The sequence below is a fragment of the Fictibacillus sp. Mic-4 genome (genome assembly GCF_049843615.1).
GTDB classification, from domain to species: domain Bacteria; phylum Bacillota; class Bacilli; order Bacillales; family Fictibacillaceae; genus Fictibacillus_A; species Fictibacillus_A gelatini.
Map to the genome: position 1 here is coordinate 1 of NZ_JBBHZM010000049.1, position 19,831 is coordinate 19,831.

The following is a 19,831-nucleotide window of genomic DNA, read 5'->3' on the forward strand; positions in this document are numbered from 1 at the left end:
CATGTATCTTTTAGTGATTTTAAGCTTGCTTTTTTTTCCCGTATGTTATCGATTAATTCAAATAGGTCTTGTGTGCTACGAGTAATTCGAGTTAAGTCTGTAACATAAATGATGTCATCTTCCTGTAGATCCTCTAACATTTTTTGAAGTTGCTCGCAATCCTTTGTTGCTCCAGAAACTTTTTCTTCGTATATAATATCCATTCCAATTTCATTTAGCTGCTCAAATTGCCTTGAAGGATTTTGGCTGGTCGAACTAACACGTATATAACCGATTTTCCGCAAAATATCACCTCGTTTTTGAGACAAGTCTTATGAGACGCTCTTAACTATGATTTTATCAGTCTACTACACTTGTATCAATAGACATCCATGCCGCCGGGGCGGCACCAGCAGAAGGATGAAAATCGACTGATGTCGAAGTATAGAGTACGGCTGGCGAAGGGAGGTCGCTGCTCTATGTCCAGGAATATTTAAAAGTTTAGCTGAAGCACCTGTTGAAAGGATGAGAGACTCTGTTACAATTTCTGCTTTTCCGTTTACTTGTAAGGTATACGGTTTTTTCGAAAAATCAACGTTAGTTACCCATCCTCTTTTAAACTCAGCTCCAAAACGTTCTGCTTGTTTTCTCATATTATCCATGAGTTCTGGTCCCATAATGCCATTAATAAAACCAGGAAAGTTTTCAACTTCAGTTGTTAGTGTTAATTGGCCGCCTGGTTGATCTCCTTCTATAACAATTGGTTTCATATTTGCTCTTGCTAAATAAATAGCAGCTGTTAAACCTGCAGGACCCGTTCCTAAAATAACGACTTTTTCCACGATTATATCCTCCACTGATTTTAATATTTTACGATTATCTTATCCCATCTTTTCTTTATTTACCCAAGGAGTAAAATAAAACTAAAAGGTAGGAAGAGTTACTACACTAGCAATTCCATAACAATTAACCTAGTTCTCTAAACAGACCTTTATTACATATATATATTACTAGTGGATAACCAAAGAAAATAAAAAGATTGGTATGTAATGATATCCCTGTGTAAAATCTAGCCCCATAATAAGGAATAAATAAAAGGAAGTACGCCCCACATTGAGCATAAACTCCCTAATTAACAGATAGTGAGCCGTTAATCCAATATCACAATCCACCTCTGACTCGCAAGCTAGCTCCTTAATCTTTGTATAATGAATAACACTAACCGGGATCCATATTAGAGGTAAAGCAATTGCTGCCAATACATTAAAAATAATCAATGTTGAAAAACTCGGGAAAAATAAAAAAATAGTCATGACGGTCGCTAATATAGCACCTACATACGTTACCTTCATTCTACTTTTTACAAGTCGTGGACGGCTTATGAAAACAAGTGTTAAGATTCCTGTAATTGCAAATAATGTGTTTAACCATCCAACAATCGTTTCCTTCTGAACATATTGAAATAAGAGAATGCTGGATGCGAGTTGAATTATACTTTGAAAGAAACCAAAAGCCACTATAGAAACGAGAACAGCTTTATACTCCTTCCATATATCTTTATACCGTAAGGATGAAATATTGAAGTTGCTTTTATATTTTGGTGTAAATAAACTTATAATCACTTGAATAATCAACATAACAAATATTAATCGAAATGTTTCATTATAATCATAATAAAGAATTAAATAAGAAAATATTAATGGTGTTAAGACTGCGGTGATCCGGTTCATACCTTGCTCCATCCCCATAAAAAGTTGCCTATTTTCAGGGTTGGTTAATAATATTGAATAAAGATTAAATCCAGAATAATACAATCCTACAGCTGTACCATATAAAGTACCTAAAATGATAATATATCCTATTACATTCTCTTCTTTACTTATGAGTAATCCGAACACCGCTAGTAGAAAGGAAGAAGATAAAACAAACGTCATTCGACTATTCATCCACCTCATCGTATATGCCCCTATCATTGTTCCTATGAACACAGATACAAAAACCGAGGCATTGTATACTCCTATAGTAGAAAGACTTGCTCCTTGATTCCATAAAAAAATGTTTATATATAAGTTTGAAAAAGCTAACACACCTGAGAAGACGGTATTCATAAATAAAACAATAAAAATAGGATTTTTCATTATCAATTCACTCATTTCACGACTATTTTGTGTTATCTTCATGTCCGTTTTCTTTATTTTTCATGAATGTGTATACAAAATAGCCTCCACCAACAAAAATAACTACCCAAAAAATGGTCATAATTAATCCACCCATACCATAAAACATTATATTCTCCATTGTATTTTCCACTTGTATTCACCACCAAAAGAGTTGCTGAAGGCAACTCCAAAGTTATTTTATTCTCTTTTTTGCGCCACAAACTGAATAACATGTGACAAACCATTATGAAGTTCTCCTTCATTCCTTACAACCTCGCCCATAAAAAAGTGAACAATCCGCCAATCAAAAAAAACGCTTAAAAACTCTTCTGGTTTATAAAGTAGTTCTACGTTTTGTGGTCCTCCACTTTTGTATGGTAGCTGATAAACCGAATACACCTCTGAAATAAAATAACCACCTGGTTTAACTGCATCTTTAACACCTTCAAGTGTTTTTGTACGTAATGCCTCTGGAAAGTGACCAAAAATACAAATCAATTCATCCCACTGCTCTTTATCCCAGTTAGCTTCATTTAAGTCTACAAGCTTTGTTTGAACTGTTACATTTCTATCCTTGGCAAGCTTTTCTGTTTTAGCCAGTCCGGATTGCGCATAATCCCATGCAGTTACATTCATTCCTTGTTGCGCCAAGTAGACTGCATTTCTACCTTCTCCTTCAGCAATAGCCAATGCATCTCCTGATAGGTTTAATTTTTTATGGACATCCGCAAGAAATACGTTTGGATTAGTTCCATAAACATAATTCTCATTTTTAAATCGATCATTCCAGGAATTCATAGCTTGTTCTCCTTTGATTTAATTTTTTAGTCAATACTTTTTATTAATTGCTCCATCATTTCCTTATCCATCGGTCCGACAATTTTCTTTCGAACAATCCCCTGCGAATCAATTATATAACTTGTTGGGATCGTAAAAGCTTGATATGTTTCTCCTGTATCGCCTTTAGTATCAAGCAGTATTGGAAAAGTTAATCCATAATCTTTTACAAATTTTCCAATATCATTTGTGTTCTTTTCTGCAGTAGTTAAATTAACTGCTAAAATTTCTACATTTTCATTTTGTTGATCTAGATAAAATTCTTGCATATGAGGCATTTCAGCTTTACAAGGAGGACACCAAGTAGCCCAAAAATTTAAAATGACTTTCTTTCCTTTATAGTCAGACAGTTTTACTTCTCTTCCTTCTAAAGTCTGGAGTTGAAATTCAGGTGCCAAATTTCCTTCTTTTATTCCACTAATTAAATCATTATTTTCTATTCGATTGTTAAGGGAGGTTTCATCCATATTGTCTTTTTCTGAAAATGCATAGTCATATACTCCCCAACCTAAAAGACCAATCAAACCTACTAAGACGAGTATTTGTTTGTTCATAATCCCACTCCTTCAAAAATCGTGAATGTAGAGAGATAAGCACTGATCTTTTCCATTTGACCAGTGAATAATAACAATCCCATTATGATAAGGATTACTCCATTAACTAACGAAAGCTTTGGTAAAACCTTATTGATTCTTTTAATCACATTTAAAGAGTATGTCACAAGAAAAGATAACATGAGAAAAGGAATGCCTAGACCTAAGGCGTATATCCATAATAAAAACATGCCAGAATAAATCGTTTCAGTTGAACTAGCCAGTAATAAAATGGACGATAAAGCAAGTCCTACACAAGGTGTCCATCCTGATCCAAATGCTAAACCAAGGATAAATGATTTTAGAGAACTAGCTTTGGACTTCCTATTATAATCAAACCGTTTTTCAGTCATTAAAAACTTTATTTTAAACACACCAAGCATCTGTAACCCAAAAATAATGATGAGGAATCCCCCTATCATTTGAATTAATTTCTTATTATCTAAAAATATTTGTCCTACAACACTTGCTGAAGCTCCTAGTAACACAAATACAATACTAAATCCAAAGATAAAACTTATTGAACGAGAAAACAGGACACTCTTCTGGGTATTTACTTTTCCATCTTTTACTGAACCATCGGTTAAATGAGCAACATATGCAGGAATTAATGGAAACACACAAGGTGAAAAAAATGAAAGTACCCCTGCAGTTAATGCAAAAAATATTGTGATATTTTCCAATTCTTACCCACCTATCTTTCTACTGTAGTTTTCTATCCCAAAGGTAAAGAGACAAGATTATTAATCCTACAAAAAACCACTGCTCCATCGAGAAAATAAAAATCGTATTTTCATTGATTAGAACCAATGAGAGTATTATTTTGTAGAATGAAAATAAGACGATGACAGAAAAAAATGATTTATATGAGGATAGAATTTTTTGAACTAGAATGAGTATCAAATTAGTCAACGAATAAATGCCAAAAAGAACATGATAAATGAAATTATCCTCTACAAAGGTGGCGGATAAAAAGTGATAGACAGACAGCACTGAAAAACTAAATAGTAAGCCGTATTTCAAAGTAACTAGCATTGAAATATCTAATTTCCTTGCTTTATAAATAAAGTAGTAGATTGAAAAAATAATAGCTAAAATTAAGCCACTTCTTCCTCCTGTAAAATACAACAACGACAAAGGACTTTTTATTACTAATGAAGGTTCCGTAAGAAGTAAGCTACCTTTCCAAATAAAAAAGCCTAAAAACACGCTATTAGTTAATAAGTCAAATACTGCCTTATTATGTTCCCTATTCGGTAAGCGTAGGAGCAATACTTTTATAAAAACTATTCCAAATAGAATTGCCACTCCAAGAAGAAACCATTTAAGGAGAATCGTAAATGAACCGATTTGAATGATATCCATGGGTACCTCCAAAAAAATTGCTTGATGTTTACACAAAAAGGGGCTGTTTAGCCCCTCTTCTTAAAAGATTCTTTGAAACAAGACGATGACTCCTACCAGGAGCCAGACTAAAATCCCTGGTCATATGGGTGGGAAAAATGACCGTGATTTTTTGTTAGGAATTCCTCAACTACCTTTGCCACAGTTGTTATGATCTTTATTCATATTATCAGCCTACTCCATTACTTATTTTATAATTTCTCCCTGCCATTCTTGAATACCGCCACTTACACTTACAACATTACCATAACCATAGTCTTTTAAAATGTTTGCAGCTTGAAGACTTCGTTTCCCACTTCTGCACAATAGAACGATTTCCGCATCTTTAGAAAGACCTTTATAATCGGATTTTAATGTGCTTAGTGGAATGTTTTTCATCCCTTTAATATGACCTGCTTCATATTCATGGGGTTCACGCACATCAACAAAGATTATGTTACTTGATTTGGGATCCTGTAATTTTTGCTCCAACTCATTAATTGAAATTGTTTTAATGCTATTATTTTCAAACTGGGTATAGCCAAAATATAATACTAAAATGACAAGGGGTAGATATAATGCTATTGTTTTAATCTTCAAGGAAACTCCTGCTTTCAGATGTACTTATAGTGTAAGGACAATAAATTGCCCGCCACCCAATATGGTCTTGGTATAATCAATTTTGACATTATTAAAATATGGTTTACTTGTTTCATGTACTAAAAAACTTATGCCATCTTGTTCAATAATCTCATCATTTTCTAAAGCTGACTCTTCCAGAGCCAGACGAAGCTGAGGTCCCCCTCAACCAATGCCCATTGCAAGACGAATAAATGGTTTTTTTACATCTTTAACTTCTTGTTTTATTTTTGATATCGCAGCATCTGTAATTTTAATCAACGTTATTCCTCCTCAATATTTAAAAATGTACAAACAAATCCGCTGAAACTGCCTCATTTAAAACCCATTTAATGGGGACTTGCTCAGCTGGGTACTTAAATTGCGTATGGTCCTTTATATCTAAGTCCACCACATAAAATTTAACGCCAGATTCAACAGCTATCTCAAGTAAATCGTTAATTGAAGGTGCGTTAAAATCAGCTAGAGCATTAGACAAGTATTCAATTCCATCCGATGGAATAGGAATGTATTTTTGATCTAAAATGTTTACTCCTTTTCGTGAGAAGGCTAAGATCACATCAGCCCCGGATGAAGCAGCTCCAACAGCAACATTTAAAGGTGGGTAAGCAGACTCTAATTCATCATGAAGTGCTAAAACGACAACTTTTTTCGTATTCATGTTTAGTCCCCCTCTTAAAAACTTAAAACAGCATCAGCTTGGTAGGCTGTTTCTAAAAAGGTAACAACGCCCGCGAGTTCTGCCCCTTCTATTAATTCCAAACCATCAGCAATTAACACATTCATTTGACAACCATACAATTTAATTCCCGCATTTAAAGCCAAGTTAAAAAGTAAGGATAGATCTACTCCATGTGTTCTCGTCATTCTTTTTAAATAACGTTTATCTAAAACACGCGCTCCATCAAGATCAAAAAATATGGCGACTTCATTTTTTTGTTCAACTATTTCGATTGATTTCTTCAACACATAGGGAACATTTGAGCTTAACGATACAAAATAAACAAATTTCTTGTTCGTCATTATAACCCCTTCTTTCAAACCTACTATGAATACACTTTATTTTCCCCTGTTTTTACAAAATATCTAACCAAATCTTAACGGCAGTAGCTCCAATTAATAACGCTAAAATGACTTGCAACACTTTGGTATTTACTTTTTTTCCAGCCATTGCACCCAATGGGGAAGCAATTAAACTTGCAACGATCATAATAAAAGCTGGGAAGTAGTCAATTTGTCCGGTCGTAATTTTACCTACTGTCGCTCCGATTGATGAAATAAACGTAATCGCTAGAGAAGAAGCGATCGTCATTCTTGTTGGAATTTTTAATACCACTAACATGATTGGCACTAATAAAAAGGCTCCTGCTGCTCCAACGATCCCAGCCCCCACCCCTACAATAAGGGCTAATAGTGCTGCAAGCCATTTGTTAAATTTCACCTGATCTAATGGAATGTCGTCTATTCCCTTTTTCGGAATAAACATCATCACTGCTGCAATTAAGGCTAATATCCCATAAATTAAATTAATGCCTCCTTCAGACATTAACTTTGATCCAAATCCTCCAACAAAACTACCCACTAAAATACTAGCACCCATATACATAATTAACGTTTTATTTAAATATCCACCTTTTCGGTAAGCCCAAACTCCACCAATAGTTGCAAAGAATACTTGAATCGCACTTATGCCTGAAACTTCATGTGCAGTAAATGCTGCTAAGCCAAATAACGGTGGAATATATAATAACATTGGGTAATTAATAATAGACCCGCCGATTCCTAACATTCCTGAAACATATGATCCAATAAATCCTATTAAGAAAATCGTAATGATGAATCCAAAATCCATGGTGTTACCTCCTTTTGAAAAAAGGGAACCCTACATAGGCTCCCCTTATTTTTTAACCTTTTTTAATCCAAAATTTAAATACATCATTTTCTTCTTCATGCTTAATTAGTTCATGACCACCAGATTTTGCCCAAGCTGTTAGGTCGTTTTTAGCACCTTTATCAGTAGCATGAATTTCTAGAATTTCACCTGATGCTAATTCATTGATTGCCTTTTTTGTTTTTACAATTGGCATTGGACATGCTAATCCTTTTGCGTCTAATACTTTAGTTGCTTCCATTTCGTTATTCCTCCTAAAATAAGTTTTTATCGAACCGCACAACGGTTTGGTCCAATTTCCATTTCACGTTGTTTTTCATCATCTGGGTTAATTTTCCCCATGTTAGTTTCACGAATTTCTTGATACGCATTTGGTTGTGGTGGTAGGTTTTCTGTTACTAATTTTCTGAATTCATTTTCGTCCTCGATGTTTAGACCATGATTTTTTGCAAATAGTGTCCCTAATTTTTCTGATACACTACCATCGTCATTCAATTCATCAATGATCATAAAGTGCGCTGGTAGAACAACTAGTTCTTCTGAAAGCTCTCTGTAACGGATGTACAAACTTTCTCTTAAATCTGCTACCCAGTCTTCTGCCATCCCAGCTAAGTCTGGTCTGCCGATTGAATCGATGAATAGGATATCACCTGATAATAAGAACTGAGAATCCACAACAAACGATGTAGAACCAATTGTGTGACCTGGAGAATACAGGGCATGAATATCGATGGCAGTATTTCCGATTGTTACCACATTTCCATCTTCTAAAGGCTTATACTCAAATGTGACTTCTGTTGCATCCTTTGGTGGTAACCAATACGTAGCACCTGTTCTCTCAGCAATGACTCTTCCACCAGAAATGTGGTCAGCATGAAGATGCGTATCAAATACATGCGTAATTTTTGCACCAATTTCTTTTGCAAAATCAAGATAAATATCAGTCATACGAGTTGCATCGATGATAGCTGCTTCCCCATTTGAGACGACCATGTAAGATAGGCAGCCCTTACCGATACGAACGAACTGATACACTTCACCTCCATCGTTTAAGTCCCCGACCTTCACAGGCTCTAAGTACTCACTCCACGCTTTCATCCCACCTTGCAGGTAAGAAGCCGTTAATCCTTGTTCTGATAACATCTCTGCCACCATTAATGAAGATCCTTCTTTTGCACAAACGACTAAAACTTCTTGATTAGCCGGGATTTTATCTAAGATTCCTTCCACTCCATCCAGTAACTCGAAATACGGAATATTATAATAGTCGAAGTTTTCTCCTTCAATTTTCCAATCTTGAAAGTCACTTTCATTACGAACGTCTAGAATAAATAATGGTTCTTTATTAAATACTTTTTTTGTTACTTCTTTTGAAGTCATAGCCTTTACAGTCATATCATTTTACCCCCTATGGTATATTTAAATTCAAAAAAATAATTAATTTTTATTAAAACGTAAGAGTTACATCTGCATCTTTTGCAAATTCTAAAAAGGTTACAGCTCCACCCACTTCAATTCCATCCACAAATGCTTCCTTTTCTAATCCCATCACATCCATTGTCATTTGGCAACCAATGAATTTGACACCCATTTCTTGTGCCATTGCCACTAACTCAGGTATAGCTGGTACGTTTGCTTTTGCAAACCCTTCAGCAAAATGCTCTTTCCCCTCTGGCATTGGTAGTTGTGTGTATGCCTCTTTATGAATTAAGTTTAATCCTTCAAATGTAAAGAATATGGCAACTTCCTGATCAGATGCTGCTGCAGCTGTTGCGATATTAAAAACTTTATATGCATCAAATAATCCACCATTACTTGCTATAATTGCTACTTTACTCATTCTTAATTCCTCCTAGTTTCTTAATGCTAGCATTATATTATTTGGATCATAACCAACAACCCACTTGCCATTTACCTCTGTTTGAGGCACACCCAGTTGTCCGGTCTTTGCGACTAGTTGGTTCATAATCTCTGGGTTTTCTTCAACATTTACCTCTTTAAAAGGTATAGTTTGATCTGCCAAAAAGTTCTTTAGCATAACACAATACGGACAGCGTGTGGTTGTGTATACCGTTACTGTGCTCATATCAAATTTCCCCTCCCTCTATAAATGTTGATACATCAACGGTTTGACCCGTTGGTAGGGTGTCAAAAAAATATTTTTCGACACGGACCCTAACTTTATTTTCATAATATGTGAAACTATTCCAATAAATAGGTACGCTACGCGGTCACTACTGGATAATGATGGAAAGTAGTGATAGGGAATTATACGATGCACAATGGATCTCTGCGTAGCTTATGATGACGTACCCTCCCATGTCTCTGGGCATCTATGTGCCTACATTCCTTCGTTCGGTCTAGTCATAAGGCAGAGGCTAGCGAAGCTCCTATAGGGACTCTAGGTCGAATGGTGAAAATAATGCCAGCTTCTCCGTGTCATCCTGTTGTCTAGGTCTAGTTAAGGGGCTGTAGGGATTTAAGCTGCCTCTAAGAGACTTGGAATATCCCTCATCATTCGCTGTGCGTCAAACGCTTTGTGCTTAGTGCTAATTCCATGTAATACTTTTAACAGTTTACCGCATAGAACCACGATGGATTGTTTCTTGCGTAAAGGATTAACCTGACGGTTCGTGTAATACTCATGTAGCTTTCTAAAAGCTTCATTGTGGCGGATCATCGGCATCATGACTCGGAACAGGAGAGCGCGTAGCTTTCTTCTACCCCGTTTAGAGATTCGTTTTTGCCCTTTGTGCATACCAGAGGAATTTTCACGTAACGTTAATCCCGCGAGTTTGATTAGTTGGCGTGGATCTTCGTAGTGTGAAAAACTTCCGATTTCAGCTAATAGGTCAACGATTGTCGTATCTCCAAGCCCTGGTACCGTTGACAGCCATTCGTATTCTACTGACATTTTTACAAGCTCAACTAAGCGCTCCGTAATACCCTCAATATCTTTTTCTAGCTGGTGGTAACGGCGGACAAGTGTGGCTATTTCAATACGGGCCATCTCACATCCTTCCGTTACTCCGATAGAGCTAGCTGCGACTTCGATAAGGCGCACTGCTTTTGGTCTTTGGGGGGATTTTAGTCCCTCGACCTTTCGATAAAGGGATAACACTTCATCCGGGTGTTTCTGGTGAAGATCACTTGGAAATGGAGTGCATTCAAGTGCGGCCATAGCCATTTTTCCGAATGACGGAAATACTTGAACGAACTCTGGAAAATAGCGATCTAACCAGCGAATTATCATGTTTTTGACGGCTCCTAGCTCCTCAGTCAATTTACTACGGAATGTAGAACCAGCACGAAGTTCAGCTTCCATCCCTTTGAGGATTCGCGGATAACTAAAGCGTCCATCCTTTACAAGACGAGCGATTACCAGTGCATCTTTACGGTCATGTTTGGTTGGCAGATTGTCATCCAACTCTTTTGACCGTTTGACATGCATCGGATTCGTCATGACTAAGGAAATGCCTCGTTCTTCAAGGAAATAGGCTAAATTTAGCCAGTAATGGCCAGTAGGTTCAATCCCGACAATGACTTCTGTCTTTTCGCTTTCTTTCATTTCAGTCAAAATACGTTGATATAAATACTCAAAGCCGTTATTAGATTGATAAACTGAGAAAGACTTTTGGAGCACCCGGCCACGATTGTCTACAAAGCAAGCGTAATGTGTCCGCTTTGCGATATCGATCCCTACAACGAGTGTTTTTTCGGTGACTTGATTAATTTTCTGATTTTGTTTAAAATCCATTATGGAGTCCTCCTTGGTTAACAAATTAGGGGTCAATTCATCGACGATTTGACACCCCGCATCATACCAAGAGGGCTCTTTTTGTTCAAGTCCCCGAAAATCCTTCTAACAGGAATGCTCCTTATTTATTTAAACTATTGGTTTTGCCTGACCAAGCACTCATCCCTGGCACAACATTAATCACATTTGCAAAACCTTTTTCAGCTAATTTTTGAGCTGCGAGATCACTACGGTTTCCAGTTCGACACACCACATAAATCTCATCAGCTGTATTAAGCTCTGAAAGACGATCCTCTAACTCTCCTAACGGAATAGAGATGGCGTTTGGAATATGGTTGAATGCGTACTCCGCTGCTTCTCTAACATCGAGAACAACAATATTCTCGTTAACATCTAGTTTTTTCTCCAACTCTTCATTGCTTGTGATGTTAGGATGTTTTCTTTCAATTGTTCCATCATTGGAAGATTTTCTAAGGTAATGCTTTAACACATCTCCTTGTTCAATTGTGCCTAGATACTGATGTCCAGCGCTTTTTGCCCATGCTTCAAGGTCAGCTTTTGACCCTTTATCTGTTGCTTGAACCTCTAAGACTTGACCAGATTGTAACTCATTCATTGCCTTTTTTGTTTTGACGATAGGCATTGGGCAAGCTAGGCCCTTTGCATCTAATAAAAGATCTGTTTTTAATGAATTCATAATATAAAAACCTCCTGTTTATTACCCTTACGAGTATATTGACTTCTAAAAAAAATCACCTTATTTTGTTTCGCCTTCCCACGCAAGCATTCCGCCTGTCATGTTGGTTACCTTAAACCCATGACTTTCAAGAAATTGACAGGCGCGACCACTACGTGCACCAGAACGACAAACCATGATATAGTCTTGAGACTTATCTAATTCATGCATACGGAATTCTAATAACCCTAGTGGAATGTGGATCGCTCCTGGGATTTTCCCAGTTTCAACTTCATCCACTTCACGAACATCAATCAAGTTTAATGGTTGACCTTCTACTAACGATGTTTCCACTTCTTTTGCTGTTAGTTGTTTCATTTTCTCTCCTCCTTTTTATCTCCAGGCACTCATACCACCTTTTACATTTGTCACGTTCGTAAATCCTAATTTTTTTAATATTTTAGTAGCATTTTGACTTCTCATTCCACTTTGACAAATAACAACTACTTCTTTGTCTTTTGATAGTTCCTTCTCCGCTTTTTGCGCAAGTTGTTGGAGTGGGAGATTTTTAAATCCTTTAATGTTTCTTCCCTTAAACTCCCCAGGAGTACGTACATCAACAAATTGTTTATTCCTATCTTTTAATTCATTCTTTAAATCTGTTGTTGAAATCTGTCTAACACCTTTAGCCGGGATGATTCGTTTAATGATAAATAACAGAAAGAGTCCAATGATTAAATAATTTAGATATTCCAAACTTACTCCCTCCTTTTATGTAGGGGATAATCCCCCTAACGTGTTTAGATAAATAGGTTTACATTTCCATCTTCTGCATCAGCTAAATATGCAGCTACACCTGCATACTCGATATTATCTAAAAGTTCTTCTTTTTGAAGTCCTAATAAATCCATTGTCATCGTACAAGCAACGAGCTTAACATCTTGTTCTTTTGCCATTTCAATTAAGTCTGAAAGTGGCATTGCATTATGCTTTTTCATTACATCTTTAATCATTTTAGGACCGAAACCTGCAAAGTGCATTTTTGACAGACCCATTTTTTCAGCACCTCTTGGCATCATTTTGCCAAACATCTTTTCCATGAAACCTTTTTTCACTTCAATATCTTCATCCTTACGTAGAGCATTTAATCCCCAAAATGTGTGGAAAATAGTTACTTCATGATCATAGGCAGCTGCCCCGTTTGCAATAATATAAGCAGCCATTGCTTTATCATAATCACCACTAAATAATACGATTGTTGTTTTTTTTGTTTCTGTCATGTTTGTTCCTCCTCTTGTTGTTTACCCATTAGGGTATTTTTCTGTATAAAAAATTTTCCTTTTACCTTTACCCCTATGGGTATAATATTATTAAAAATAAAAGAGAGTGTCAACCCCTTTATTTCTATCTACTTCTTACAAGCAGATTGACAGCTTCTTTTAATAGTTCTTCTGTATTTTTCTCACCAATTTCTTCGGCGTTACGAACACATTCCACTAAATTTGAACTGACGACAACTCCAATCGTCCGATCAATCGCTGTTCTTGCTGCAGACAACTGAGTAATAACATCTTTGCAGTCTTTATTTTCTTCCATCATTCTCAAAATTCCTCTAAGTTGTCCTTCAATGCGCTTTACTCTGTTTTTCATTTGGTCGTTGTATTCCATCTGTTTTCCCCCTTAACAATAACTTTCTTTATTTAATTGATTTTCCTTTAATACTGTTTGTGTTTGATTTGTAATTAAATAGCCAACGACCTTAAAATCTCTTTTGCGTAAGAAACGAATCGCTAGATTCCTTTCAAGGCGGTTTGATGCCACTACAATCAAGTCACTTTTTGGGATTTCTGAATAAAACCTATTAAGGTATGCCACTGGAACATTGATGGCTCTTTCTATTGGGCTGTTATGAGACTCAATATAATCTCTTACATCTACGACTATTGATGTTCCCATATCAACGTGATTAGTTATATTTTCAACCCTAAAAACGGGAAAATGTCTTTTAAAAAGAGCAACAATAATGGCACTCATTATTATAGCAACTATCATATGCTGTCTCCTTTACTAATAAAAAAAGGAATGTCTTACAACGTTTATATTATACCCATTAGGGTATATTGTCAATACCTTTAAATTTATTTCTTTTTAACTTTGTAAGAATAATTTTGATTTATCAGATACCCTTCTTTTATTTGTGGATATATACCATTGATAACAAAAAATGAAGATTAGAAATATATCGATCACATCTCCACCATAATACATTAGCACTCCACCCATCTCGGCTTGGGAAATTGGTACACTCTTTGGGGGATGGGCATAAATATACTTTGATAGAATACCGTGGATGCCTGAGGCGATTATTAAAACAATAGAACGATAGAGGAAACTTGTTCTATGGGCAACTGGATCAATATAGATCATGGATACTGTAAAAAGGTATCCTGCTATGAATACATGAACGTGTATAAAGACATAAAGATATAAATTCCCGTGCATTTGTGCGTATAAGTCCGTTGTATAGAGTACCCATAGTCCTCCAATATTTAGAAGCGATGCGATAAAAGGATCACTTACAATGCGGACCGGGTAACTTTTTAATATCTGTGTAAACCGTCGTGCTAATTTCACAGACAGAGTTCTTAAAAAAAGCGTCATCGGTGCAGAAAGCGCAATAAGTAGAGGTCCTAACATCCCAAGAAATAAATGACCTAGCATGTGTATTTTAAGATCCATATGGGCTTGTTCAGCTACCGGTCCCACTACAGCAAGTGCTACAAACAGAACCCCTAAAAGCCAAGATAACGTTCGGTATGGCGACCATTTTTTATGCTTTCGATTGGATAAAACAACTCCCATTATATAAAGAATAATCATTAACACAAATACCAAAATGAAGAAATAATCTAAATAACTATAACCGGAACTATCAATGTGATTGTGATCCACTAAGAATTTCCTCCCCTTGGGATAATTGCTTTCTTGTGCGAAATACGAGAATCACCCCAACAATAATGAGTGCTACAGCAACTAAATTCCACACTAAGTCGTAAGGAAGTATTTCTACATTGTAACGAATCTGATGTATTCTCATGAACTTGTGTTGGATGATACCATCATACAAATTAAAGCCTCCAGCCCCAAGCAATATTCCTCCCCACCATCTTGCAAGCCAAAAAGCATTTCTGCGGCGAAGGTCTGCAAACATAAAAGCTGAAAAGATGGTCGCAAACCAACTAAAAGCATGAAACAGACCATCCGAAACTAGTCCAATATCAGTTGTTGATTTATCATAGAAGTGATGCCAGTGTAGTAGTTGATGAAAAACCGTTTCATCAATAAAAGCTACAAGACCAAGCCCAAATAAAAAGCCACCAAATAAATTGCGATTCGCAAAAATAAACTTTTGTTTTGAGTTTTTAATAATATTCATCCATTTCCCTCCTATATGTTCATATTTAATTATTTTGTCCATTCAACCATTACTTTTAAACAATAGGTGATGAAGAAGGATTTTGATTCTGTTTTCATAATAAAAGAACACTCATAAAGTCACGAGTGTTCTATAAAAAATAACCCAATATCAGCTTTTATTTAGTATCTTCTTTAATGCTTCCTTCTCTTCAAATATTTCTGTTGCAGTCCTAACGCCAAGTCTCCTTATCAGTGGTAATGGAGGACACCACCCCTGTAAAGAATGTTGGATCATAAATACACTTGTTATTCCTGACAATGCCATCCATTTTTTATTGCTTAATAATCCAAGTAAAGATGATATCAATACAATTGATGCAAAGTTAAGTTCTAAAACTCTTTCGGTATCCCATTCATAATTTAATTCTTTAATACGTTTATCTATTTCTTTTTCAGTTTTCCCGTAGTAATTGTTGATATTATGTGCAGTTTTTCGTTCTATATCATTATTGATTCTATCATCTGTGTTTAACTTTACTTTAGTCGTAGTTGGTGGAAATAGATCTCTCATACATTCCCATCCTCTCGTTGATTGGTATATAAACCCATTGAGTTTTTTAAATAAATCTTCTACAATACCTAGTATAACAATAGGAATTAATGGGTATAGGAGGAACCTAATATGAAACGTTTTTTCAAATCTTTTTTCAATGAAAAATGCCCTACTTGTAATAAAAATTTAGTCAGCGATAAAACGAACTCATTATTCTCAATTGTAATCAAATCATGTCCAGATAATCATTTTCAAAAGGAATATCATCCTGCACTTGAGACATACGTTGAAAGTAATAAGGTCTCTTAAAATAAAATATCAGACCAAATTTTAATTGAAGTAGCTAATATGAGTAATGCCAAAATCCATTGTAGGATTTTGGTATTTATTTTTTTACCAAAATTAGCACCAAGTGGCGAAGCGATTAGGCTTGCTACAACCATGATTAACGCTGGATAATATTCGACTTGACCTGTTGTAATTTTCCCAACAGTTGCACCAATAGACGAGATAAACGTAATAGCTAAAGAGGTCGCTATCGTCATTCTAGTTGGAATTTTCAGCACTACGAGCATGATAGGAACTAAAATGAACGCACCAGCAGCACCAACAATTCCCGCACCCACCCCAACAATTAATGCAAGAACAGCTGCGAGCCATTTATTAAACTTCACCTGATCATGTGGGATCTCATCGATTCCTTTTTTAGGTAAGAACATCATCACAACGGCGATTAAAGCTAGAATTCCATATACAATGTTAATTCCACTTTCGGTCATGAGCTTTGAGCCATATCCACCAATAAAACTACCAATTAATATGGCAACACCCATGTATATAATTAACGTTTTATTCAAGTACCCTCCTTTTCTATAAGCCCATACTCCCCCTATTGTGGCGAAAAAAACTTGTACGGCGCTAATTCCAGATACCTCATGTGCACTAAATGCAGCTAATCCAAACAGTGGTGGAATGTATAAAAGCATGGGATATTTAATAATCGATCCACCAATTCCTACCATTCCGGATATGAAGGATCCAATAAAACCGATAAGGAATATAACCACGATAAATCCAATATCCACTTTCTTTTTCCTCCAATCAAAGGGGGAGGGTAACCGTTTAAAGGTACCTTCCCCTAAATTCTATCCTTTTTTTAACCAGAACTTATAAACACCATTTTCTTCTTCATCTTTTAGCAATTCGTGTCCACCCGATTGTGCCCATGCAGTCAAGTCATTTTTTGCCCCTTTATCTGTTGCATGAATCTCAAGGATCTCTCCTGAACTTAATGAATCCATTTCCTTTTTTGTTTTTACAATTGGCATTGGACAAGCTAGCCCTTTTGCATCTAATACTTTTGTTGCTTCCATCTCTTTTCCTCCTATCTCACTGCACAGCGATTTGGTCCAATTTCCATTTCCCTTTGTTGTTCTTCTTCTGGTTTGATTTTACCCATATTTGTCTCACGAATTTCTTGGTATGAATTCGGCTGTGGCGGAAGATTTTCTGTCACCGTTTTTCTGAATTCAGCTTCATCATTAATATTTAATCCATGATTTTGTTGATAAAGTACACCAAGTTTTTCTGAAATACTTCCATCATCATTCATTTCGTTAATTCCCATGTAATGGGCAGGTAAGACTAGAAGATTATCAGCTAGCTCTTTGTAACGTTGATAAAGGGTATTTCTTAAATCTCCTACCCAGTCTTCAGCTTTACCAGCTAGATCAGGGCGACCAATGGAATCAATAAATAAAATGTCACCTGTTAACAAATATTGATCATCAACGACAAAAGATGTACTACCAATGGTATGCCCAGGAGAGTAAATGGCTTTTATGGTTGTCTGTCCAACCTTGTATTCATCGCCGTCATTAATTTGTGAGTAGTTAAATGTGACTTCTTTAGCATCCTTTGGTGGTAAATAATAGGTTGCACCATGTTTTTCAGCAAGTTCTCTACCACCAGAAATATGGTCAGCATGCAAATGAGTATCTAAAACGTGTGTTAACGTAATATTATGTTCCTTTATCATCTCTTCATATGGAGACAACATTCTGTTAGTATCAATTATTGCCCCTTTTCCGTCAGACTCAATTAAATAGGAAAGGCAGCCTTTTCCAATCCGTACAAATTGAAAGATGCTTCCTCCATTTTTCAAATCACCAATCTTTATTGGCTCAAGGTGTTCACTCCAAGCCTTCATTCCGCCTTCTACTGAGTAAACATCTGTAAACCCCTGTTCCATTATTTGTTCGGCGACAAATTCTGATGCACCACCTTTAGCACAAATGACATAAATTTCTTTGCTCTTTGGTAGTTTATCTAATATTGAATCGACTCCTTCTAATAATTCAACGTAAGGAGAATTGATTACCTCTATATTGCGCCCTTCTATTTTCCAATCGTCAAAATCGCTGGTATTACGGGTATCAAGGATGAAAAGGTCTTCATGATTAATGACTTTCTGGGCTAAATCTTTAACAGATATTGTTTTCAGAGCTGTTGTTGTTCCCATGTGTCTCCTCCTTTTACTTTTCTAAAAGTTGAGTAATCGTTTCCGGATCATACCCTAAAACCCACTCACCACTAATTTCAATTTGAGGGACTCCCATCTGACCTGTTGTTTCAACCAATTTATCTCCTGCTGCAGGATCTTCTTGCACATTTACTTCTTTAAATGCGACACCTTGCTCATTTAAAAAGTTTTTTACCATTACACAATAGGGACAAGTGTTTGTGGTATAGACAGTAACATTCTTATTCATCATTCTTCACTCCTTTAGAACGTTAGCGTTACGTCAGCATCTTTAGCAAACGCTAAAAAGGTAACTGCACCGCCAACATCAATCCCTTCTACAAAATGCTCTTTTTCTAAACTCATAACATCCATTGTCATTTGGCACGCAATCATTTTCACACCCATCTCACTCGCCATTGCAACAAGCTCTTCAACTGGTGGAACATTCGCTTTTTTAAATCCTTCTTGATAATGTTCTGTTCCTGTAGGCATTGGCAAATTTTTATGACCTTCTTTATGAATGAGATTTAAGCCTTCAAATGTAAAAAAGATTCCCACTTCAGCATCAGTAGCAGCTGCAGCCGTTGCAATATTGAATACTTTATAGGCATCAAACATCCCACCGTTTGAGGCAATGATAGCTACTTTCATTATTATTCCTCCTTGTTTAATGATTTTTATCGATAGGTCCTGTCCAGTCTTTCATTCCAGGAACTACATTTTTAACGTTGTTAAAGCCTTTTTCGGTTAACTTTTGTGCAGCAAAATCACTACGACTACCCGTTCTACAAATGACATGTAGATTGTCTACATTGTTAAGTTCCTCAAACCGATTTTCTAATTCACCAAGTGGGATATTAATAGCACCCGGTACATGACCGAATGCATATTCAGCCGGTTCTCTCACATCTAAAACAGTTATTTTTTCATTTCCATCTAATTTCTTTAATAATTCATCTAAATGAACCACATCCGGATGTTTTGCTTCAGGTTTTTCTTCTTCTGAACGAACTTTTCGAAGATAATGTTTTAAGGTCTCTCCCTCTTCTACAGTTCCTAAATACTGATGACCGGTACTAGAAGCCCAAGCCTTTAAATCAGCTGTTGAACCTTTATCGGTAGCTTGAATTTCCATCACTTCACCTGGTTCAAGGGTGTTCATTTCTTTTTTTGTTTTTACAATTGGCATCGGGCAAGCCAGTCCCTTTGCATCTAACACCCTATTAACTGTAACTTCCATTGAGATTCCTCCTTCTTGGGTTACGGTTTTTCGACTTCATCTTCCCAATTAAGCATTCCACCAACCATATTTTTCACTTTATACCCCTTATCTTGCAAAAATTCAGCAGCCATTCCACTCCGATTCCCCGATTGGCATACCATAAAATGCTCCTTGTCTTTGTCAATTTCATGTAATCGATTT

General features: G+C 36.2%; 33 protein-coding genes and 1 pseudogene. 1 reads left to right on the top strand and 33 read right to left on the bottom strand.

The genetic code is table 11. The annotated features are described in order from the left end of the window. The 26 genes and pseudogenes from WD019_RS19610 to WD019_RS19735 form a co-directional block, all read right to left on the bottom strand. Nucleotides 1-284 (bottom strand): recombinase family protein (locus WD019_RS19610; RefSeq protein WP_425712562.1); only part of this gene is annotated, 284 nt, incomplete at its 3' end. 171 nt (nt 285-455) lie between these two features. Next, nucleotides 456-836: pseudogene (locus WD019_RS19615) on the bottom strand (NAD(P)/FAD-dependent oxidoreductase); the annotation flags it as partial. Between the two features lie 153 nt (nt 837-989). Further along, nucleotides 990-2,117: an MFS transporter gene (locus tag WD019_RS19620; RefSeq protein ID WP_425712563.1), complete on the bottom strand. Its 1,128-nt coding sequence runs from the start codon at nt 2,115-2,117 to the stop codon at nt 990-992. A 22-nt stretch (nt 2,118-2,139) separates the two neighbouring features. Beyond that, nucleotides 2,140-2,289, bottom strand: a complete 150-nt coding sequence (locus WD019_RS19625) for a hypothetical protein (RefSeq protein WP_019380829.1) — start codon at nt 2,287-2,289, stop codon at nt 2,140-2,142. A gap of 47 nt (nt 2,290-2,336) precedes the next feature. Continuing rightward, nucleotides 2,337-2,936, bottom strand: a complete 600-nt coding sequence (locus tag WD019_RS19630) for a class I SAM-dependent methyltransferase (RefSeq protein ID WP_016204385.1) — start codon at nt 2,934-2,936, stop codon at nt 2,337-2,339. Nucleotides 2,937-2,962: 26 nt separating this feature from the next. Beyond that, nucleotides 2,963-3,529, bottom strand: coding sequence for a peroxiredoxin family protein (locus WD019_RS19635; RefSeq protein WP_016204386.1), 567 nt, complete (start codon nt 3,527-3,529; stop codon nt 2,963-2,965). Next, nucleotides 3,526-4,251, bottom strand: coding sequence for a cytochrome c biogenesis CcdA family protein (locus tag WD019_RS19640; protein ID WP_019380828.1), 726 nt, complete (start codon nt 4,249-4,251; stop codon nt 3,526-3,528). The genes WD019_RS19635 and WD019_RS19640 overlap by 4 nt, the downstream gene beginning before the upstream one ends. A gap of 19 nt (nt 4,252-4,270) precedes the next feature. After that, a complete protein-coding gene (locus tag WD019_RS19645; protein ID WP_016204387.1) occupies nt 4,271-4,933 on the bottom strand; it encodes a hypothetical protein in 663 nt (220 codons plus the stop codon). Between the two features lie 225 nt (nt 4,934-5,158). Further along, nucleotides 5,159-5,551 carry a rhodanese-like domain-containing protein gene (locus tag WD019_RS19650; RefSeq protein WP_019380827.1) on the bottom strand — a complete coding sequence of 131 codons (393 nt, stop codon included), beginning with the start codon at nt 5,549-5,551 and terminating at the stop codon, nt 5,159-5,161. A gap of 319 nt (nt 5,552-5,870) precedes the next feature. Next, the gene (locus WD019_RS19655; RefSeq protein WP_016204390.1) at nt 5,871-6,251 is read right to left on the bottom strand and encodes a peroxiredoxin family protein; all 381 of its coding nucleotides are present in this window, start codon (nt 6,249-6,251) and stop codon (nt 5,871-5,873) included. A gap of 14 nt (nt 6,252-6,265) precedes the next feature. Next, the gene (locus WD019_RS19660) at nt 6,266-6,613 is read right to left on the bottom strand and encodes a DsrE/DsrF/DrsH-like family protein (protein ID WP_425712564.1); all 348 of its coding nucleotides are present in this window, start codon (nt 6,611-6,613) and stop codon (nt 6,266-6,268) included. Nucleotides 6,614-6,665: 52 nt separating this feature from the next. After that, complete coding sequence (locus tag WD019_RS19665) at nt 6,666-7,442, bottom strand: sulfite exporter TauE/SafE family protein (protein WP_425712565.1); 777 nt, start codon at nt 7,440-7,442, stop codon at nt 6,666-6,668. A gap of 52 nt (nt 7,443-7,494) precedes the next feature. Next, the gene (locus WD019_RS19670; RefSeq protein ID WP_016204393.1) at nt 7,495-7,722 is read right to left on the bottom strand and encodes a sulfurtransferase TusA family protein; all 228 of its coding nucleotides are present in this window, start codon (nt 7,720-7,722) and stop codon (nt 7,495-7,497) included. 26 nt (nt 7,723-7,748) lie between these two features. Beyond that, entirely contained in the window at nt 7,749-8,876 is a 1,128-nt protein-coding gene (locus tag WD019_RS19675) for an MBL fold metallo-hydrolase (RefSeq protein WP_016204394.1), read from the bottom strand. Between the two features lie 52 nt (nt 8,877-8,928). Further along, on the bottom strand, nt 8,929-9,321 hold the full coding sequence (locus WD019_RS19680) for a DsrE/DsrF/DrsH-like family protein (RefSeq protein WP_016204395.1): 393 nt from the start codon (nt 9,319-9,321) through the stop codon (nt 8,929-8,931). A 12-nt stretch (nt 9,322-9,333) separates the two neighbouring features. Continuing rightward, nucleotides 9,334-9,567: a glutaredoxin family protein gene (locus WD019_RS19685; protein ID WP_016204396.1), complete on the bottom strand. Its 234-nt coding sequence runs from the start codon at nt 9,565-9,567 to the stop codon at nt 9,334-9,336. Nucleotides 9,568-9,960: 393 nt separating this feature from the next. Continuing rightward, the gene (locus WD019_RS19690; RefSeq protein WP_425712566.1) at nt 9,961-11,238 is read right to left on the bottom strand and encodes an IS110 family transposase; all 1,278 of its coding nucleotides are present in this window, start codon (nt 11,236-11,238) and stop codon (nt 9,961-9,963) included. 121 nt (nt 11,239-11,359) lie between these two features. Continuing rightward, complete coding sequence (locus tag WD019_RS19695) at nt 11,360-11,935, bottom strand: sulfurtransferase TusA family protein (protein ID WP_016204397.1); 576 nt, start codon at nt 11,933-11,935, stop codon at nt 11,360-11,362. A gap of 60 nt (nt 11,936-11,995) precedes the next feature. Continuing rightward, nucleotides 11,996-12,292 carry a rhodanese-like domain-containing protein gene (locus WD019_RS19700; RefSeq protein WP_016204398.1) on the bottom strand — a complete coding sequence of 99 codons (297 nt, stop codon included), beginning with the start codon at nt 12,290-12,292 and terminating at the stop codon, nt 11,996-11,998. 15 nt (nt 12,293-12,307) lie between these two features. Next, a complete protein-coding gene (locus WD019_RS19705; protein ID WP_016204399.1) occupies nt 12,308-12,670 on the bottom strand; it encodes a rhodanese-like domain-containing protein in 363 nt (120 codons plus the stop codon). Nucleotides 12,671-12,714: 44 nt separating this feature from the next. Next, nucleotides 12,715-13,194: a DsrE/DsrF/DrsH-like family protein gene (locus WD019_RS19710; RefSeq protein ID WP_016204400.1), complete on the bottom strand. Its 480-nt coding sequence runs from the start codon at nt 13,192-13,194 to the stop codon at nt 12,715-12,717. 124 nt (nt 13,195-13,318) lie between these two features. Beyond that, the gene (locus WD019_RS19715; RefSeq protein ID WP_016204401.1) at nt 13,319-13,582 is read right to left on the bottom strand and encodes a metal-sensitive transcriptional regulator; all 264 of its coding nucleotides are present in this window, start codon (nt 13,580-13,582) and stop codon (nt 13,319-13,321) included. 12 nt (nt 13,583-13,594) lie between these two features. Continuing rightward, nucleotides 13,595-13,966, bottom strand: coding sequence for a rhodanese-like domain-containing protein (locus tag WD019_RS19720; RefSeq protein ID WP_016204402.1), 372 nt, complete (start codon nt 13,964-13,966; stop codon nt 13,595-13,597). Between the two features lie 96 nt (nt 13,967-14,062). Beyond that, nucleotides 14,063-14,866 (bottom strand): cytochrome c oxidase assembly protein, encoded by an 804-nt coding sequence (locus tag WD019_RS19725; protein ID WP_016204403.1) that lies wholly within the window; start codon nt 14,864-14,866, stop codon nt 14,063-14,065. Then, the gene (locus WD019_RS19730; protein ID WP_016204404.1) at nt 14,847-15,350 is read right to left on the bottom strand and encodes a DUF2243 domain-containing protein; all 504 of its coding nucleotides are present in this window, start codon (nt 15,348-15,350) and stop codon (nt 14,847-14,849) included. The genes WD019_RS19725 and WD019_RS19730 overlap by 20 nt, the downstream gene beginning before the upstream one ends. Nucleotides 15,351-15,500: 150 nt before the next feature. Next, the gene (locus tag WD019_RS19735) at nt 15,501-15,902 is read right to left on the bottom strand and encodes a DUF2892 domain-containing protein (RefSeq protein ID WP_016204405.1); all 402 of its coding nucleotides are present in this window, start codon (nt 15,900-15,902) and stop codon (nt 15,501-15,503) included. 111 nt (nt 15,903-16,013) lie between these two features. On the opposite strand from WD019_RS19735, the gene WD019_RS19740 reads away from it, so the two are divergent. Next, nucleotides 16,014-16,193 (top strand): hypothetical protein, encoded by a 180-nt coding sequence (locus WD019_RS19740; protein WP_425712567.1) that lies wholly within the window; start codon nt 16,014-16,016, stop codon nt 16,191-16,193. Here the strand turns inward: WD019_RS19740 and WD019_RS19745 are convergent. The 7 genes from WD019_RS19745 to WD019_RS19775 are packed head-to-tail and all read right to left on the bottom strand — an operon-like array spanning nt 16,190 to nt 19,815. Beyond that, a complete protein-coding gene (locus WD019_RS19745) occupies nt 16,190-16,969 on the bottom strand; it encodes a sulfite exporter TauE/SafE family protein (protein ID WP_019380822.1) in 780 nt (259 codons plus the stop codon). The two genes, WD019_RS19740 and WD019_RS19745, sit on opposite strands and share 4 nt — an antisense overlap. 60 nt (nt 16,970-17,029) lie before the next feature. Next, nucleotides 17,030-17,257: a sulfurtransferase TusA family protein gene (locus WD019_RS19750; protein ID WP_016204409.1), complete on the bottom strand. Its 228-nt coding sequence runs from the start codon at nt 17,255-17,257 to the stop codon at nt 17,030-17,032. An 11-nt stretch (nt 17,258-17,268) separates the two neighbouring features. Beyond that, nucleotides 17,269-18,405 carry an MBL fold metallo-hydrolase gene (locus WD019_RS19755; RefSeq protein WP_016204410.1) on the bottom strand — a complete coding sequence of 379 codons (1,137 nt, stop codon included), beginning with the start codon at nt 18,403-18,405 and terminating at the stop codon, nt 17,269-17,271. Nucleotides 18,406-18,418: 13 nt separating this feature from the next. Next, nucleotides 18,419-18,655 (bottom strand): glutaredoxin family protein, encoded by a 237-nt coding sequence (locus WD019_RS19760; RefSeq protein ID WP_016204411.1) that lies wholly within the window; start codon nt 18,653-18,655, stop codon nt 18,419-18,421. Between the two features lie 14 nt (nt 18,656-18,669). Further along, nucleotides 18,670-19,059, bottom strand: a complete 390-nt coding sequence (locus WD019_RS19765; RefSeq protein ID WP_016204412.1) for a DsrE/DsrF/DrsH-like family protein — start codon at nt 19,057-19,059, stop codon at nt 18,670-18,672. Between the two features lie 16 nt (nt 19,060-19,075). Beyond that, nucleotides 19,076-19,648, bottom strand: coding sequence for a sulfurtransferase TusA family protein (locus tag WD019_RS19770; protein WP_016204413.1), 573 nt, complete (start codon nt 19,646-19,648; stop codon nt 19,076-19,078). Between the two features lie 20 nt (nt 19,649-19,668). Next, nucleotides 19,669-19,815, bottom strand: coding sequence for a rhodanese-like domain-containing protein (locus WD019_RS19775; protein ID WP_425712568.1), 147 nt, complete (start codon nt 19,813-19,815; stop codon nt 19,669-19,671). Nucleotides 19,816-19,831 lie beyond the last annotated feature (16 nt).

Bases quoted from the DNA above. Each gene is read 5' to 3' on its own strand.
- WD019_RS19735 (WP_016204405.1), bottom strand. From the start codon at position 15,902: ATGAGAGATCTATTTCCACCAACTACGACTAAAGTAAAGTTAAACACA.
- WD019_RS19760 (WP_016204411.1), bottom strand. From the start codon at position 18,655: ATGAATAAGAATGTTACTGTCTATACCACAAACACTTGTCCCTATTGT.
- WD019_RS19680 (WP_016204395.1), bottom strand. From the start codon at position 9,321: ATGAGTAAAGTAGCAATTATAGCAAGTAATGGTGGATTATTTGATGCA.
- WD019_RS19630 (WP_016204385.1), bottom strand. From the start codon at position 2,936: ATGAATTCCTGGAATGATCGATTTAAAAATGAGAATTATGTTTATGGA.
- WD019_RS19675 (WP_016204394.1), bottom strand. From the start codon at position 8,876: ATGACTGTAAAGGCTATGACTTCAAAAGAAGTAACAAAAAAAGTATTT.
- WD019_RS19750 (WP_016204409.1), bottom strand. From the start codon at position 17,257: ATGGAAGCAACAAAAGTATTAGATGCAAAAGGGCTAGCTTGTCCAATG.
- WD019_RS19635 (WP_016204386.1), bottom strand. From the start codon at position 3,529: ATGAACAAACAAATACTCGTCTTAGTAGGTTTGATTGGTCTTTTAGGT.
- WD019_RS19755 (WP_016204410.1), bottom strand. From the start codon at position 18,405: ATGGGAACAACAACAGCTCTGAAAACAATATCTGTTAAAGATTTAGCC.
- WD019_RS19710 (WP_016204400.1), bottom strand. From the start codon at position 13,194: ATGACAGAAACAAAAAAAACAACAATCGTATTATTTAGTGGTGATTAT.
- WD019_RS19645 (WP_016204387.1), bottom strand. From the start codon at position 4,933: ATGGATATCATTCAAATCGGTTCATTTACGATTCTCCTTAAATGGTTT.
- WD019_RS19715 (WP_016204401.1), bottom strand. From the start codon at position 13,582: ATGGAATACAACGACCAAATGAAAAACAGAGTAAAGCGCATTGAAGGA.
- WD019_RS19730 (WP_016204404.1), bottom strand. From the start codon at position 15,350: ATGAATATTATTAAAAACTCAAAACAAAAGTTTATTTTTGCGAATCGC.
- WD019_RS19655 (WP_016204390.1), bottom strand. From the start codon at position 6,251: ATGAATACGAAAAAAGTTGTCGTTTTAGCACTTCATGATGAATTAGAG.
- WD019_RS19740 (WP_425712567.1), top strand. From the start codon at position 16,014: ATGAAACGTTTTTTCAAATCTTTTTTCAATGAAAAATGCCCTACTTGT.
- WD019_RS19690 (WP_425712566.1), bottom strand. From the start codon at position 11,238: ATGGATTTTAAACAAAATCAGAAAATTAATCAAGTCACCGAAAAAACA.
- WD019_RS19665 (WP_425712565.1), bottom strand. From the start codon at position 7,442: ATGGATTTTGGATTCATCATTACGATTTTCTTAATAGGATTTATTGGA.
- WD019_RS19720 (WP_016204402.1), bottom strand. From the start codon at position 13,966: ATGATAGTTGCTATAATAATGAGTGCCATTATTGTTGCTCTTTTTAAA.
- WD019_RS19700 (WP_016204398.1), bottom strand. From the start codon at position 12,292: ATGAAACAACTAACAGCAAAAGAAGTGGAAACATCGTTAGTAGAAGGT.
- WD019_RS19620 (WP_425712563.1), bottom strand. From the start codon at position 2,117: ATGAAAAATCCTATTTTTATTGTTTTATTTATGAATACCGTCTTCTCA.
- WD019_RS19770 (WP_016204413.1), bottom strand. From the start codon at position 19,648: ATGGAAGTTACAGTTAATAGGGTGTTAGATGCAAAGGGACTGGCTTGC.
- WD019_RS19765 (WP_016204412.1), bottom strand. From the start codon at position 19,059: ATGAAAGTAGCTATCATTGCCTCAAACGGTGGGATGTTTGATGCCTAT.
- WD019_RS19685 (WP_016204396.1), bottom strand. From the start codon at position 9,567: ATGAGCACAGTAACGGTATACACAACCACACGCTGTCCGTATTGTGTT.
- WD019_RS19695 (WP_016204397.1), bottom strand. From the start codon at position 11,935: ATGAATTCATTAAAAACAGATCTTTTATTAGATGCAAAGGGCCTAGCT.
- WD019_RS19660 (WP_425712564.1), bottom strand. From the start codon at position 6,613: ATGACGAACAAGAAATTTGTTTATTTTGTATCGTTAAGCTCAAATGTT.
- WD019_RS19670 (WP_016204393.1), bottom strand. From the start codon at position 7,722: ATGGAAGCAACTAAAGTATTAGACGCAAAAGGATTAGCATGTCCAATG.